Source organism: Streptomyces sp. NPDC002577, assembly GCF_053594815.1.
Genome location: NZ_JBSFWK010000010.1, coordinates 197,247 through 212,321, shown reverse-complemented (window position 1 = coordinate 212,321; position 15,075 = coordinate 197,247). Strand labels below are relative to the sequence as shown.

Genomic DNA, 15,075 nt, shown 5'->3' with positions numbered 1-15,075 from the left:
CGTGGAAACACAGGTGGCAATGGTCGGTTACGTACTCGATCACTTCGGATCGGAGCGGGAGAAGAGTGCGGCCCCCTGACGGACATCCGTCAGGGGGCCGCGATGTGCGGGGCCGCTCAGCGCGTCAGGTGGCCACCATGCGCACGCAGGCGCCCTCGATCAGCTCGCTGATCTCCGACAGAGGCGTCGGCCCGGACGGCCGGTACCACCGCCAGACGCTGACGATCAGGCCGAGCACGCTCGCACCGAGCAGCTGGGCGTCCCGCAGCGGGAAGGCACCCTGGGACATGCCCTTCACCAGCAGGGTCGTCCAGTCCCTCTCCACGACCTGGACCAACTGCCGGGCCGCGACCCGCTCGGCCTCCTCGCGCTTGGACCTTCGCGCCCCCGACAGCAGGTCCATGTGGTTCTGCAGGATGCGCATCTGCAGGACCTCGTGCGGGGAGACGTCGTACGCCGCGCGGACCGCGGCCCGCAGCGCCTCGACCGGGTCCGCGTTGCCCGTGGTCGCCTCGACGAACCGGTCGTGGGAGCGCTGCAGTTCGAGCCGCATGATCGTCAGCAGACAGTGGGTCTTCGACTCGAAGTAGTGGTAGAGGGCGGTCTGTCCGATGCCGACCCGCTCGGCCACCGTGGACCACTTGGTGGCCTCGAAGCCGGTCTCGCCGAAGCAGTCCACGGCCGCCGTGAGAATGGCCGCGCGCTTGGACCGCGGTCCCGCCTCCGGTTCAACGATCCTTGTCATGACCTCTCTCCTGGGCCGTCACACAACGTGTCCGTACGCCGAGAGTAAACCCAAGTTGAACTCAGTTGCCAATCGGCTTCACAGAGTCTCGACGACGGTCGCGTTCGCCATCCCGCCGCCCTCGCACATCGTCTGCAGACCGTAGCGCCCGCCGGTCCTGCGCAGCTGGTGAACGAGCGTGGTCATGAGCCGGGCGCCCGTGGCGCCGAGCGGATGGCCGAGTGCTATGGCACCGCCGAAGGCGTTGACCCGCTCCGGGGCGACCCCGATCTCCTTCTGCCAGGCGAGGACGACGGAGGCGAAGGCCTCGTTGATCTCGACGAGGTCGATATCGTCGATCGAAAGCCCGGCCTTGTCCAGCACCTTCTCGGTGGCGGGGATCGGACCGGTCAGCATGAGGATCGGGTCCGAGCCGACCACAGCCATGGTGTGCACGCGCGCGAGCGGGGTCAGGCCGTGGCGGCGTACCGCGTCCTCGGAGGCGATGAGCAGGGCGGCGGCGCCGTCGGAGATCTGGCTGGAGACGGCTGCGGTCAGCCGGCCGTCCTCGATGAGGGTCTTCAGGCCCGCCATTTTTTCGAGCGTGGTGTCGGCGCGCGGGCCTTCGTCGGCGGTGAGCCCGAAGGCCGGCACGATCTCCTCGTCGAAGGCCCCTTCTTTCTGGGCGGCGAGGGCACGCTGGTGGCTGGTGAGCGCGAACTGCTCCATGTCCGCGCGGGCGATGCCCCACTTCTCGGCGATCAGCTCGGCCCCGCGGAACTGCGAGACCTCCTGATCCCCGAAGTGCTCACGCCAGCCGTCCCCCGCGTACGGACTGCCCAGGCCGGCCTGCTCGCCGACGAACATCGGGCTTGCGATGGGCACCAGGCTCATCACCTCGACGCCACCGGCGACGACGAGGTCGGCGGCGCCGGAGCCGACCGCCTGGGCGGCGAAGTGCACGGCCTGCTGCGAGGAGCCGCACTGGCGGTCGATGGTGGTGCCGGGGACGTGCTGGGGCAGCCCGGCCGACAGCCACGCGGTGCGGGCGATGTTCCCGGTCTGTGCGCCGATCTGGCTGACGCACCCGAAGAACACGTCGTCGACGGCGCCCGGGTCGACACCGGTGCGCTCCAGCAGGGCGCGCAGCACATGGCCGCCGAGGTCGGCGGGGTGCACGCCGCTGAGCGCGCCCTTGCGGCGGCCTACGGGGGTGCGGACGGCTCCGACGATGAATGCTTCCGACACGGTGGACTCCATGGGATTCGAGTACGGGATCAGGGCCGGGGCCGGTTATGCGTGAAGTCGGGCGCCCGCTTGCCGAGGAACGCGGCGACACCCTCGCGTCCCTCGTCCGAGGCGGCCGCTGCGGCGAGCGCGCGGGCCTCGCGGTCCAGGTGCGGGCCGAGGTCCGCGGTCAGTCCGGCGGCGACGAGCCGACGGGTGGCGCCGAAAGCGACGGTGGGCCCACGGCGCAGGACTTCGGCCGTCCGCGCGGCCTCCGCGGCCAGCTCGTCGGCGGCGACGACCCGGCTCACCAGACCGAGCGCCGCGGCTTCCGCCGCCGGGATCCGGCGGTTCGTCAGCAACAAGTCCAGGGCCCGCTTTGGTCCGATGAGGCGGGGCAGCGACCAGCTCACTCCGGCGTCCGGTGAGTAGCCGATGCCGGTGTACGCGGCGGTGAACGAGGCGTTGTCGGCGGCGAGGGTCACATCGGCTGCCGCTGCCAGACCGATGCCCGCGCCGGCGACGGCGCCCTGCACGGCGGCCACCAGGGGCGCGTCGATCGCGGCGAAGGTGCGCAGGGCGTCGTGCAGCGCGTCCGTCACCGCGATGAGGTGCTTCTCCAGCGCCTCACCTGAGAGCTGCGAGAACTCCCTGAGGTCGCCGCCGACGCAGAAGGACTTCCCCTCCCCGGTGAGCAGCACGGCCCGTACGGGCTCACGAGCGCAGGCCCGGGCCGCCTCCAGCAGTCCGCGCGCCATCTCCAGGTCGATGGCGTTTCCCGCCTCGCCCCGGCGCAAGGTGACGCGGGCGAGACCGCCGTTCTGGATGTCGATGCCGACCCTCATCGCGCCGTCCATCCACCGTCGACGGTCAGGACCTGGCCGGTGCAGTACGTGGAGGCGTCCGAGGCGAGGAACAGCAGCGCGCCGTCGAGTTCGTGGGCGTCGCCACCTCGGCGCAGCAGGGTGTTGCGGTCGACCCAGCGGCTGGAGCGCTCGTCGCCGAAGAGGTCCGCGGTCATCTCGGTGCGGAACCAGCCGGGGGCGAGGGCGTTCACTCGGATTCCGCCGCGGCCCCACTGTCCGGCCAGCTCGCGGGTCAGGCCGATGAGTCCGGCTTTGGACGCGGAGTAGCTCGCGCCGCCGAGGGGGGCGGCGGAGACCAGGCCGAGGATGGAGGAGACGTTGATGATGCTCTTGCCTGTGGTGGGCGCGGGCGCCTCGGCGGTGAGCCGGGCGAGGTGGAAGGGCGCGGTGAGGTTGACACCGAGGACGTCGGCGAAGGCGTCCGAGGACTCGTCCTCGGCACGTGTCTCGCCGGAGCTGGCCGCGTTGTTGACCAGGACATCGATGCGGCCGGTGGCGGCCAGCGCGGTCTCGGCCAGCCGCGTGCGGTCGGCCTCGAGCGAGACGTCGCAGGCCACGGGGTGGATGCGTGCGTCGGAGTCCGCCAGTTCCTTCAGCCGGTCGATGCGGCGTGCGGCGGCGAACACGGTGGCGCCGGCCTGGGCGAGGACGGCGGCGAAGCGTGCGCCGAGCCCCGCGGAGGCACCCGTGACGATGGCCGTCCTGCCCTCCAGCGAGAACAAGTCGGCAGCGGGCAGCGGCGCGCTCACTCGTCCACCCCGATCGGCAGGGCGGTCGCGCCGCCGTCGAGCACCAGGGTCTGGCCGGTCATCCAGGACGAGGCGTCGGAGGCCAGGAACACCGCCGCGTTCGCCACGTCCTCCACCGTGCCGAGGCGCCGCAGCGGCAGCTTGGCGGTGAGGATGGGTTCGCGGACCTCCCACACGGCCCGCGCCAGCTCCGTCTTGATCAGTCCGGGGGCGATGGCGTTCACCCGTGCCCGCGGCCCGAGTTCGTACGCGAGCTGCCGGGTCATGTGCAGCATGGCGGCCTTGGTGGCGTTGTAGTAGCCGATGTGCGGGTCGACGATCAGCCCGCCGACGGACGCGATGTTGATGACCGCTCCCCCGTGCTCGGCCATCCAGGCCCGCCAGGCGCAGCGGGTCCAGGCGATCACGCCGTACTGGTTGACGCGGACCGTCTTCTCGGCGCGCGGCAGGTCCAGGTCGAGCAGGTCGCCGTTGTACGGGTTGGTCGCCGCGTTGTTGACGAGGATGTCGACCCGGCCGAAGCGCGCCATGGTCTCGTCGATGCAGGCCTCTGCCTGGTCGGGTTCGCCGGCGTTGGCGACGACCGTGTGGATGTCGCCGTCGCCCTTGACGCGCAGCAGCTCCTCGCGCGCCTCGGCGAGTCCGGCCGCCTTGCGGGCCGCGATCACCACATGGGCGCCGGCCGCCCGGTAGGCGGTGGCGATGCCGAGGCCGATCCCGCGGGATCCGCCGGTGATGACGGCGACCTTGCCGTCGAGGGTGTTGGCGTTCACGCTGCCCCTGCCTTCGTGTCGGTCTTCTGCTGCTCGGCCTTCGCGGGGTTCTGCTTGTACTTGGCGAGTTCCTGGCGGGCCACCGTCCGCAGGTGCACTTCGTCGGGGCCGTCAGCGATGCGCAGCGCCCGCGTGATGGCGTACAGCCGGGCCAGTACGGTGTCGTCGCTGACGCCCGCCGCGCCGTGCGCCTGCACCGCGCGGTCGACCACCTTGTGGGCGATCTCCAGCGCCGCCACCTTGATCGCGGCGACCTCCATACGGGCGGCGGCGTTGCCGACTGTGTCCATCAGCCAGGCGGACTTCAGGACGAGGAGGCGCAGTTGCTCGATCTCGATGCGGCTGCGGGCGATCCACTCACGCACCACGCCCCGGTCGGCGAGCGGCCCGCCGAAGGCGATGCGTTCGGTGGCGCGCTCGCACATCAGCTGCAGGGCGCGCTCGGCGAACCCGACTGCGCGCATCGCGTAGTGCATGCGTCCCGGGCCGAGCCGTCCCTGCGCGAGCGCGAAGCCCTCTCCTTCGCCGCTGAGGATGTTCTCCACCGGTACGCGGACGTCCTCGAAGAGGACCTCGCCGTGCCCGCACCGGTCGGTGTAGCCGAACATCGGCAGGTCGCGCACGACCGTGACGCCCGGGGTGTCACGGGGGATGAGCAGCATGCTCTGCTGCCGGTAGGTGGGCGCGTCCGGGTCGGTCTTGCCCATCAGGATGATCAGCTTGCAGTCGGGGTCGAGGATGCCGGAGGTGTACCACTTGCGGCCGTTGACGACGTAGTCGCCGCCGTCGCGGGTGATACGGGTGCGGATGTTGCGGGCGTCGGAGCTGGCGACCTCGGGCTCGGTCATCGCGAAGCACGACCGGATCTCCGCCTCCAGCAGGGGCTTCAGCCAGCGCTCCTGCTGCTCGGGGGTGCCGTACAGCGCGAGCAGCTCCATGTTGCCGGTGTCGGGCGCCGAGCAGTTGAACACCTCGGGGCCGATGATGGAGCGGCCCGCCAGCTCCATGAGCGGCGCGTACTCGAGGTTGGTGAGCCCCGCACCCCAGTCGCCGTGCGCCATGAAAAGGTTCCACAGGCCCTCGGCGCGTGCCTTCTCCTTCAGCTCGGTCATCACCGGCGGCAGCGCGTGCGGGTCGTCCGCCTCGGCGATCTGCCGGTCGTAGACCGCTTCCGCGGGGAAGACGTGCTGCTCCATGAACGACCGCATGCGGTCCTGGAGTTCACTCGCCCGTGGCGAGAATCCGAAGTCCACGATTGCTCCTCTTCACCGAGGGCCTGGTGGCCTGACTCGGCGTACGTCCCAAGTGCTTGGCGTGTGCGGTGCGTCCGCTTGTAGTGGTGGCTACGGATCAGCCGAGAATGTCGTGCGCCGTGCGGATCATCGCGGCGATGGTGGGCGGCAGGCGCTCCTGGTCCGGGTCGTGGTGCTTGCCCTCGCGGTGCCGGCGCAGGTTGTGGCCCATGATCGCGGCCATCTTCATGCGGCCCAGGGCCCGGAACCAGGCCATCGCGGGCAGGGCGGGCCGGCCGTCGAGGTAGGTGTCCAGCAGTTCGGCCTCGGTGGGCAGGCCGGGCACGGCGCGGCCCAGCGCCGGGAAGTTGCGGTGGTCGGCGAAGAGCAGGAACCACCCGAGGTCGATGCGCGGGTCCCCGACGCTCCAGATCTCCCAGTCGACGACGGCCACCGGGCGCTCACCGACGCACAGCACGTTCCCGAGGCGGAAGTCGCCGTGCAGCAGCACGGGCGGGAGATCGCCGGGCACGTCGTCGGCGAGGCGCGCCAGCAACTCCTCGCCACCGGGGCGGAGTTCAGCCGGTACGGCGTGCATGGTGCGGCTCCACCGCTCCAGCTCGCCGGCCGCGTCAAGCGGTGCCGGCGCGTCCAGCCCGGGCGTATGAACATCAGTCTCGTGCAACCGCCGCAGCACCGAGGCGATCCCCAGCATCCTCGCCCGCGCCGTCTCCGCAGGCACCTCAGGCTCGTCGAGTACGGGCTCGACGGCCTCCCCGGCGGCGAAGTCCATGGCGAACCATGCGGGTTGTGTCTCATCGACGGCCCCGACGCCCGGTACCGGCACCGCCGAGCCAGAGAGCGCTCTCAGTACGCGCGCCTGACGCAGCACATCGTTGCGCCCGATGGGCCGCTGCCCCGGAGGCACCGCCTTCACGACGTACTTCGTGTCCCCTGCCGTGACCCAGTACGTCAGCCCCGAGTGCCCACCCGGCAGTGTACGCAGCTCACCGATCGGGGCTCCCGGATGCCGGTGAGCGAGACGACCGCGGACCCGAACGGCCAGCTCCGGCACCTGCGTAGCCGTTTTCATCGGACGGGCTCCTTGGGCAGTCCGAGCACCCGCTCGGCGAGGATGTTGTGCTGGATCTCGTCGGTGCCGCCCGCGATGCTGTAGCCGGGCGCGCCGAGCAGATGCTCCGTCCAGGCGTACGTGCCCCACTCCCCCGTGTCGGCGACGAGGCGCGAACCCAGCAGCTCCGACACCAGGTCGCTGGTGCGCCGCATGGTCTCGGTGGCGTAGAGCTTGCCGACCGACGCCTCCGCGCCGGGTTCGCGCCCCGCGACGAGGGCGGCGGTCACCCGCAGACCGATGAGCCGCTGGACGAGGGTGCGGATGTACAGGTCGGCGGCCTGCTGCTGTTCACTGCCGGTGAGCGAGCGGTCCAGGTTCCCTGCGAGGTCCAGCGCCCGGTCGGCGTTGTCCAGGCCGAGGTTGCCCGAGTCGAGCCGTTCGGCGGCCAGCACACTGAGGGTGACCCGCCAGCCCTCGCCGACCGGTCCGAGGCGGTCGGTGTCGGGCACGACCACGCCGTCGAGATAGACCTCGTTGAAGCTGGCGCCGCCGGTCATCTGCTGGATGGGCCGCACGATGACGCCGGGCGCGTCCATGCGTACCAGGAAGACGGTGATGCCGGCGTGCTTGCGGACGTCCGGGTCGGTGCGGCACACCGCGACTCCCCAGGTGGCGACGCGGGCGCCGGAGGTCCACACCTTGTGTCCGTTCAGCACCCAGTTGTCGCCGTCGCGCACCGCCCTGGTGCGCACCGCGGCGAGGTCGGAGCCCGCCTCGGTCTCGGAGAACAGCTGGCAGGCCAGCTCGTCCGTGCGCAGCATGGGGCGCAGCCAGCGCTCCTTCTGCTCGTCGGTGCCCCAGATGCCGATCGCCGGGGCGACGAGCTGCTGCGTCACCGGGAAGATCTCGGTGCGGTGCGGCACGTCGAAGGCGGCTTCTTCGGCACGGTAGAGCTGCTCGTAGTACACGGGCAGGCCGCGGCCACCGTACGCCTCCTGCCAGTTGAGGGCACCCCACCCCTGGTCGTAGCGGGTGCGCTCCCACTCCTGGATGCGGGCGGTGTGCTCGCGCTCCTGCTCCTCGGTCCAGTTCTCGAACACGGCGACCGAGTCGGAGCCGCTGCCCCACTCGCCGTCGGCGGCGCGCGGCCGGGCGACCGTGGCGAGCCACTGCCGGGCCTGCGTGCGGAACTCCTCCGGTTCCGGGATGCCGCTCATCTCTTCCTCCGCCTCCGTTCAGCACTCGCCCAGTCAGTTGACGGGCATTCAGCGGGTCAGCACGGTGCAGGCGCTCACGCCTGGTGCGCCGTACACATGGGTGAAGCCGATCCTCGGCTCGCCGGGTACCTGGCGTTCGCCGGCCCGGCCGCGCAGCTGCTGGACGACTTCGTAGACCTGGCGCAGCCCTGATGCGCCGATGGGTTCGCCGTTGGCGATGCAGCCGCCATCGGTGTTGACCGGCAGGGCGCCGCCGATCTCCGTGGCACCGGAGGCGATCAGCCGCTCCTGCTCGCCGTCCTCGCAGAACCCGCACTCGGCCATGTGCATGACCTCGGCGCCGCTCTCGGTGTCCTGCAACTGGCAGACGTCCACGTCCCCCGGGCCGATCCCCGCCTCCTCGAAGGCGGCGGCCGACGCGTCACGGCTGACACTGATCAGGTCGCCCCCGGGGATCCAGGGGCTGAACACCTCGAACGAGCCGAAACGCCGGGTGCGTACGGCCGCCGAACGCAGGGTGACCGAGGGGCCGTCCAGGGTGCGGGCGACCTCGGGCGAGCAGAGCACCAGTGCGGCCGCGCCTGCCCCAGGGGAGCAGAACATGTAGCGGGTCAGCGGGTCGCTGACCATGTCCGAGTCGAGGATCTCGGCGGCGGTGAGCGGCTTGCGCCGCCATGCCTCGGGGGTCAGGGCCCCGTTGCGGTAGGCCTTCTCGGCGACCAGCCCGAGAGTGTCCGGCGTGATCCCGTGGTCGTGCATATAGCGCTGGATCTTCATGCCGAAGAACTGGGTGGTCACCATCAGGCCGTCGCTGCCGTACTCCTCGCCCAGGCCCCAGTCCTCGGGCCTGGGGTCGAAGGCGCCGCGCGGATGCTTGTCGAATCCGACGGCGAGGACGACGTCCGCCATACCGGAGCGGATCGCGTTCACGGCGGAGATCAGGGCGCTGCCGCCGGTCGCGCAGCCGTTCTTGACGTTCACGAACGGCAGCCCGGTGAGGCCGAGTTGGGCCACCAGGGTGTCCGCAAGCCCGGCGCTGTCGCTGCCGCCGAAGGCGGCGCGCACCCGTGACCACTCGATCCCGGCATCCGCCAGCGCGGCGTTCACCGCGCTGACGGCCAGCTGCCGGCCGCTCGCCTCCGACCGGCCGAACGGGGTGCGTCCGGCACCGCAGATCAGGACGTCGCTGCTCATGAGCCCTCCTCAGCGAGCGTTGTGGGCCGGGCCCGCGGGACGCCCTGTCCGGCGGTCACCGTGAGGGGCATCCCGATGCGAATGTCGTCGAGGTCGTCGACCTCGAGTACGGCGGCCACCCGCATGCCTTCCGCCAGCTCGACGTAGCCGACCGCGAACGGTTCGAAGCCGCCGGGCGGGGCCTGGTACGGCGGCGACTTGGGTGCGTACCGCTGCACCGTCCACGTCCACAACGTGCCCGCACCGGAAAGGGTCGCGGGATCGGCCGGCCCCCCGCAGCGCGGGCACGCCTCGTCCGCGGGGTAGACCGCCACCGAGCAGCCTGAGCAGCGTGAGCCCTGGAGCCCGACGACGGGACTCCGCGGATCCGTGGCCATCCGGATCAGCGCCCCTGCCACTTGGGCTCGCGCTTCTCCAGGAACGCCGACACGCCCTCGGCGGCGTCCTCCGAGTTGAGCGCCACACCCACCGCAAGGTGCTCCATCACCATCAGCGACTGGGTGTCTGCGTCCAGGCTGCGGTCGATCGTCATCTTGGTGAGCCACATCGTGAACGGGCTCTTGTCGGTGAGGTGGGAGATGAACTCCTCGACCTTCTCGTCCAGCTGCTCGGTCGGCGCGTGGTCGTTGATCAGGCCGAACTCGGTGGCCTCGACGCCGGACAGCAGCTTGCCGGTGAGCATCAGCTCCTTGGTCTTGCGGATTCCGATCATGCGCGGCACCCGGTAGATCGGGCCGGCCCCGCCGAACAGCGCGCGGCGGATGTGGAAATCGCCGATCTTGGCGTCGTCCGCGGCGATCGCGAAGTCACAGGAGATCATGATCTCGAAACCGCCCGCGGTGACGTAGCCCTCCAGGACCGCGACCGAGGGGGTCTTCATCGAGTAGAGGCGGTCGCACACCTTCGCGGACTTGACCGCGACGTCGATGGCGTTCGACTTGCCGACGAAGTCCGCCTTCAGGCTGTCCAGGTCGAAGCCCGAGCAGAAGGTGCCACCGCGACCGCGGAACACCAGGACCCGCAGCTCGGGGTCCTCGTCGACCTCGGTGATGATCTCGTCGAGCCGGTCCAGGATCGGCACCGTGACGCAGTTCTTCTTCCACGGGCGGTTGAGCCAGACGCGGGCGACATGACCGTCACGCTCGAACTGGATCTCGTCCTCAACTGCCATCTCTTGATCCCTCCGATTTCCAAACTGAACTGAATTCACTACGAGTCTGCGGAGCTGGTGATCCACTGTCAACCCCTGGACCGAGATTGGTTCAGTGGACACACACCAGCCCCGCGCCGGCTCAACGCCCGCCGTCCGCCGGGATGTCGACGAGGACCTTGACGCGCCGCCCGTCGCGTACGTCGTGCAGCCCCGCGAGGGTGTCGGCGAGCGGAATGTGGTCGAGCCAGCCGTCGGTCGGGTAGCTCCCGGCGGCCATGTGGCCGATGACGCGCTCGAAGACGCCGTCGGGGTACGCCTCCGAGCCGAGCAGGGCGAGTTCGGCCAGGCGCACGACGGAGGCGTCGATGGCGACCGGGCCCGAGTACAGAGCCACCATCACGATCGGAGCCTGGGCCGCCACCGAGCGGATGGCGGTGTTCAACGCCTCCGGCCGGCCCGCGCATTCGATGGCGGCGTCCACACCGCGGCCTCGGGTGTGGTTCACCACCTCCTCGACCACGTCGACGGCGCCTGGATCGAGTACGCGGGCGCCATGCCGTTCGGCCGCCGCGCGCCTGGACGGCGAAGGCTCCACCACCAGCACGTCATGGACGCCGTGCGCCCTGAGTGCGAACAGTGCACCCATGCCGACGGCACCCGCCCCCGTCACCAGGGCACTTCCACCAGCGGGCACACGGGCCCGCTCCACGGCGTTCAGAGCCACCGCCATCGGCTCGACCAGGGCACCCTGTTCCAGCGACACGGTGTCGGGCAGCGGGTGCACGGACGCGGCCGGAACGACCACGTACTGGGCGAGTCCGCCACCGGGGGACGTCACCCCGATCGCCGCCAAGGACCTGCACAGATGCGACAGTCCGGACGTGCATCGCGGGCACGTTCCGCAGGTGCGGATCGGCCGCACGCAGACCCGGCTGCCGGGGGCGACCCGGTCGACGCCTTCACCGCAGGCCACGACAGTGCCGGCGAACTCGTGCCCCAGGGTCTGCGGCAGAGTGGCGCCGGTCAGCGGGTTGGGCTCGTGCGTGGCGCGCGGCGTCTCGAAGTACTCATGGACGTCGGTGCCGCAGATCCCCGCGTACGCCACGCGGATCTTCACCTCGCCCGGCCCCGGCTCGGGTTCGGGCATCTCCTCGATCCGCAGGTCCTTGGCCCCGTACAGCCTGGCAGCAAGCATGACTCCTCCTCGGCGTCTCTCCCGATCGACGCACTCGAGCCTGCCACTGAACTGAACTGACTTCAATATATCGCTTGAGACCTGCACCTACTTCGGTTCAGTATGGAGAAGTCTGTTGATGCGTACGTCCGTTGGTGCGTACGTCTCTTGGTGCGGGTGAAAGGATCTTCATGTCTGACATGACACGTCTCGGCGTGGTCGGTTGCGGGCTCATGGGCTCCGGCATCGCCGAGGTGGCCGCACTGCGTGGCCTCGACGTCACCGTCGCGGAGTCGACCCCGGAGCTGGCGGCCGCCGGCCGCGACCGCGTCACCGCGTCCCTGGACCGCGGCCTGCGGCGCGGCAAGCTCGGCGAGGCCGACCGCGAACAGGCCCTGGCCCGTCTCTCGTTCACCCACGATCTGGGCGAGCTTGCGGACCGGCAGTTCGTCATCGAGGCCGTCGCCGAGAACCGGGAGGCGAAGCTCGAGGTCTTCCGTCAGCTGGACAAGGTGGTCACCGACCCCGACGCCGTCCTCGCCACCAACACCTCCTCACTGCCCGTCGTCGACCTCGCGGTCGCCACGGGCCGGGCGGCGCAGGTCGTGGGCCTGCACTTCTTCAACCCCGTACCGGTGCAGAAGCTGGTCGAGGTGATCCCGGCCCTCACCACCAGTGCCGACACGCTGGCCCGCGCCCGGGACTTCGCCGGCCGGCAACTCGGCAAGGAGGTCATCCAGGCATCCGACCGCTCGGGCTTCGTGGTCAACGCCCTGCTGGTGCCCTACCTGCTCTCCGCGATCCGCATGGTGGAGTCCGGCGCGGCGCGTCCCGAGGACGTCGACCGCGGCATGGAGCTGGGCTGCGCCCACCCGATGGGCCCGCTGCGGCTCCTCGACCTGATCGGCCTGGACACGGCCCAGGCCGTCGCCGACGCGATGTACGAGGAGTTCAAGGAACCGCTGTACGCCGCTCCTCCGCTGCTTCAGCGGATGGTCGCCGCGGGGCATCTGGGGCGTAAGAGCGGACGCGGGTTCTACGACTACGGCGCCTGAGCAGACGTCGTCCCACCGCGCCACCTGCGAACTGCCGGGCGTATCCCTGGAACGGCCGTGGACATGAGGCCAGAAGCGTAAAGTCGCAGACGTCGCATCGCGTCACCTAGGGGGTACAGACATGCACAGCCGCCGCATCGGCAGCGCCGTGGTCAGCGCCATCGGGCTCGGTGGGATGCCACTGTCCATCGAAGGGCGGCCGGATGAGGAGCGCGCGGTCGCGACCATTCATGCCGCGCTCGACGCCGGGATCACGTTCATCGACACGGCCATGTCGTACTGCCTCAACTCGTCAGAGACCGGCCACAACGAGTCGCTGATCGCGCGGGCACTCGCGGCGTACGACGGCGACACCTCTGAGGTGTTGGTCGGCACGAAGGGCGGGGCGTCACGCGAAGCCGACGGAGCATGGTCCTTCAACGGTGATCCGGCGGCTCTGCGGGAGGCCTGCGAGGGCTCGCTCAAGCGCTTGGGTGTGGACGCCATCGGGCTCTACCAGCTGCACGTGCCGGACCCGAACGTGCCGTACGCCGACTCGGTGGGCGCGATGCTCGACCTGTGCGACGCGGGCAAGATCCGCGCGGTCGGCATCTCGAACGTGGACTCCGACCAACTGCACGAAGCGCACGGGATCCTCGGCGAGCGGCTGGTGTCCGTACAGAACAACTTCTCGCCGGCCACCCGCGACAGCGAGCCGCAGCTGCGCCTGTGCACCGAGCTGGGGATCGCCTTCCTGCCGTACAGCCCGCTGGGCGGCATCTCCCGTGCGGGCGGCCTGGGTTCGTCACACGGCGCGTTCGCGCGGATCGCCGACGAGCGCGGGGTCAGTCCGCAGCAGGTGTGCCTGGCCTGGGAGTTGGCCAAGTCCCCGATCGTCGTGCCGATCCCGGGGTCGTCCCGGCCGACCACCATTCGTGACTCGGCGGCAGCGGCCGACCTGAAGCTCACCGAAGCGGAGTTCGCCGAACTCGATGCCGCCTGAGAGGTGTCTCGTGATCGCCGCCGTCGGCGCTGGTGACAGTGATGCCGACGGCGGCCCTCTGCCGGCGGTCAGTCGCCCCGGCGCAGCTCGTCCGCGCAGCGTTCGGCCATCATCATCACGGTGGTGTTGGTCGGCACGGCCGGGATGTCCGGCATGATCGAGGCATCGACGACGTACAGCCCTTCGACGCCGTGCACCTTGCCGCTCTGGTCGACGACTCCGGTCGGGGTGCCCTCCCCGCCCATCGCACAGGTGCCCACGGCGTGGCAGTAGGTGTTCTTGCCCTCCAAGAGGGCACGGGTGAGGTCGGCGCCGGTGGTCGCCTCCGGACCCGGCCACGTCTCGGCCCGTACGTACTTCTCGAGCGGACCCGAGCCCATGATCTCCCGGACCTGGCGAATGCCGGCCACCATGCGCCGGATGTCGTCGGGGTGCTCGAACAGACCCAGCCGGATCCGCGGGTCGGCCTCAGGGTCGCGGGAGGTGATCTGCACGCTGCCCAGCGAGTACGGGCGGACCAGGCCGAGCGGCACCAGCATGACGCCCGGTTCCATGGTGAACGGAAGCGCGTGCAGGTCGACTTCGCCCTTGCTGTCCGCGCCTCCCGAGGAGAAGGCCAACACGGTCTGCAACGGCGGGGTGAGCTCGCCGACCGTCTCCTCGTCCACGGCGTAGGTGAGGTAGACCATCGGGTGGTCGCGGAGGTTCCTGCCGACGCCTTCGAGGGCCTGGATCACCGGGATGGACAGCTCTTCGAGCAGCCGTCGCGGACCGATGCCCGAGCGCATCAGGATCGCCGGACTGCCGATGGCGCCTGCGGAGAGGACGACCAGGTCGGCCTCGAGGCGGGTTCCGTCGGCCAGGAGCACTGCACGAGCCGCCGTGCCGTCATCGGTGAACTCCACGCGGTCGACGGTCTGTCCGCCGCGTACGGTCAGGTTGTCGCGGTCACGGGCCGGACCGAGGTAGGCGATGGCCGAGGTCTGGCGGATGCCGTCCTTGCGGTTGAAGGGGGTGGGGCCCGCTCCGCGCCGCTCGGCGCCGTTCATGTCCTGGTGGACGGGGTGGCCGGCCTGCGCGCAGGCCTCCAGGAACGCGGCCATCACCGGGCGCAGACCGTTGCCTTCGGTGAAGCGCTCGATGTGCACGGGCCCGCCCGTACCGTGCAGCTCACCGCCCGCCGGGTCGTCCTCCAGCTTCTTCAGGTACGGGAGGATCTCGTCCCAGGACCAACGGTCGCAGCCGAGTCCGGTCCACCGGGCGAAGTCCTCGGCAGTGGGCCGCAGGGCGTTGGCGCCGTTGACCGACGAGGAGCCGCCGATGACCTTGCCGCGCAGGACGGGAACGACGCCCTGCTCGACGATCCCGAACATGGGGATGCTGTCGGCCGCGGCAACATGGTCGTCCGACTCATAGCCCCAGTCGTGCGTGGTGAATCCGAACTGGTTTGCGTCGAGCACCTCGGGGGCGGTCTCCTCCGGGGTGCGGTAGTCGGGACCCGCTTCGACCAGCGTGACGGTGTCGGCGGGGTCCTCACTCAGCCGGGCAGCCAGAACACCACCGGCGGAGCCTCCGCCACACACCACGATGCGACGTGCCATTGCCACCTCTCTCTTCTTTGAGACGAAGGAAATCGGCATGCGGGCATATCAGC

At 70.4% G+C, this 15,075-nt stretch carries 15 protein-coding genes; 2 read left to right on the top strand and 13 right to left on the bottom strand.

All coding sequences use genetic code 11. The features are described 5' to 3' along the window. Positions 1–124: 124 nt before the first annotated feature. From ACWD4J_RS16960 to ACWD4J_RS16905, 12 genes are all read right to left on the bottom strand, one after another. The gene (locus ACWD4J_RS16960) at positions 125–745 is read right to left on the bottom strand and encodes a TetR/AcrR family transcriptional regulator (RefSeq protein WP_451396152.1); all 621 of its coding nucleotides are present in this window, start codon (positions 743–745) and stop codon (positions 125–127) included. Between the two features lie 78 nt (positions 746–823). Beyond that, positions 824–1,972, bottom strand: a complete 1,149-nt coding sequence (locus ACWD4J_RS16955) for an acetyl-CoA C-acetyltransferase (RefSeq protein ID WP_451396151.1) — start codon at positions 1,970–1,972, stop codon at positions 824–826. A 29-nt stretch (positions 1,973–2,001) separates the two neighbouring features. Further along, a complete protein-coding gene (locus tag ACWD4J_RS16950; RefSeq protein WP_451396150.1) occupies positions 2,002–2,796 on the bottom strand; it encodes an enoyl-CoA hydratase/isomerase family protein in 795 nt (264 codons plus the stop codon). Further along, the gene (locus tag ACWD4J_RS16945; protein ID WP_451396149.1) at positions 2,793–3,566 is read right to left on the bottom strand and encodes an SDR family NAD(P)-dependent oxidoreductase; all 774 of its coding nucleotides are present in this window, start codon (positions 3,564–3,566) and stop codon (positions 2,793–2,795) included. The genes ACWD4J_RS16950 and ACWD4J_RS16945 overlap by 4 nt, the downstream gene beginning before the upstream one ends. Beyond that, entirely contained in the window at positions 3,563–4,339 is a 777-nt protein-coding gene (locus ACWD4J_RS16940; protein WP_451396148.1) for an SDR family oxidoreductase, read from the bottom strand. The genes ACWD4J_RS16945 and ACWD4J_RS16940 overlap by 4 nt, the downstream gene beginning before the upstream one ends. Further along, the gene (locus tag ACWD4J_RS16935) at positions 4,336–5,592 is read right to left on the bottom strand and encodes an acyl-CoA dehydrogenase family protein (RefSeq protein WP_451396147.1); all 1,257 of its coding nucleotides are present in this window, start codon (positions 5,590–5,592) and stop codon (positions 4,336–4,338) included. The genes ACWD4J_RS16940 and ACWD4J_RS16935 overlap by 4 nt, the downstream gene beginning before the upstream one ends. Positions 5,593–5,689: 97 nt before the next feature. After that, complete coding sequence (locus ACWD4J_RS16930; RefSeq protein WP_451396146.1) at positions 5,690–6,664, bottom strand: phosphotransferase family protein; 975 nt, start codon at positions 6,662–6,664, stop codon at positions 5,690–5,692. Then, a complete protein-coding gene (locus tag ACWD4J_RS16925) occupies positions 6,661–7,863 on the bottom strand; it encodes an acyl-CoA dehydrogenase family protein (protein ID WP_451396145.1) in 1,203 nt (400 codons plus the stop codon). The genes ACWD4J_RS16930 and ACWD4J_RS16925 overlap by 4 nt, the downstream gene beginning before the upstream one ends. Positions 7,864–7,911: 48 nt before the next feature. Beyond that, entirely contained in the window at positions 7,912–9,057 is a 1,146-nt protein-coding gene (locus ACWD4J_RS16920) for a thiolase family protein (protein WP_451396144.1), read from the bottom strand. Next, positions 9,054–9,371 (bottom strand): Zn-ribbon domain-containing OB-fold protein, encoded by a 318-nt coding sequence (locus ACWD4J_RS16915; RefSeq protein WP_451396143.1) that lies wholly within the window; start codon positions 9,369–9,371, stop codon positions 9,054–9,056. The genes ACWD4J_RS16920 and ACWD4J_RS16915 overlap by 4 nt, the downstream gene beginning before the upstream one ends. Positions 9,372–9,439: 68 nt before the next feature. Further along, positions 9,440–10,228: an enoyl-CoA hydratase/isomerase family protein gene (locus ACWD4J_RS16910; RefSeq protein ID WP_351137002.1), complete on the bottom strand. Its 789-nt coding sequence runs from the start codon at positions 10,226–10,228 to the stop codon at positions 9,440–9,442. Positions 10,229–10,349: 121 nt separating this feature from the next. Beyond that, the gene (locus tag ACWD4J_RS16905) at positions 10,350–11,405 is read right to left on the bottom strand and encodes an alcohol dehydrogenase catalytic domain-containing protein (protein WP_451396142.1); all 1,056 of its coding nucleotides are present in this window, start codon (positions 11,403–11,405) and stop codon (positions 10,350–10,352) included. 170 nt (positions 11,406–11,575) lie between these two features. Between ACWD4J_RS16905 and ACWD4J_RS16900 the strand changes: the two genes are divergently transcribed. Together ACWD4J_RS16900 and ACWD4J_RS16895 are read left to right on the top strand one after the other, a co-directional pair. Next, entirely contained in the window at positions 11,576–12,439 is an 864-nt protein-coding gene (locus ACWD4J_RS16900; RefSeq protein WP_451396141.1) for a 3-hydroxybutyryl-CoA dehydrogenase, read from the top strand. Positions 12,440–12,560: 121 nt separating this feature from the next. Further along, a complete protein-coding gene (locus ACWD4J_RS16895; RefSeq protein WP_451396140.1) occupies positions 12,561–13,421 on the top strand; it encodes an aldo/keto reductase in 861 nt (286 codons plus the stop codon). 68 nt (positions 13,422–13,489) lie between these two features. Here ACWD4J_RS16895 and ACWD4J_RS16890 read toward each other — a convergent pair whose 3' ends face one another. Next, positions 13,490–15,022, bottom strand: coding sequence for a GMC family oxidoreductase (locus ACWD4J_RS16890; protein WP_451396139.1), 1,533 nt, complete (start codon positions 15,020–15,022; stop codon positions 13,490–13,492). Between the last annotated feature and the right edge of the window lie 53 nt (positions 15,023–15,075).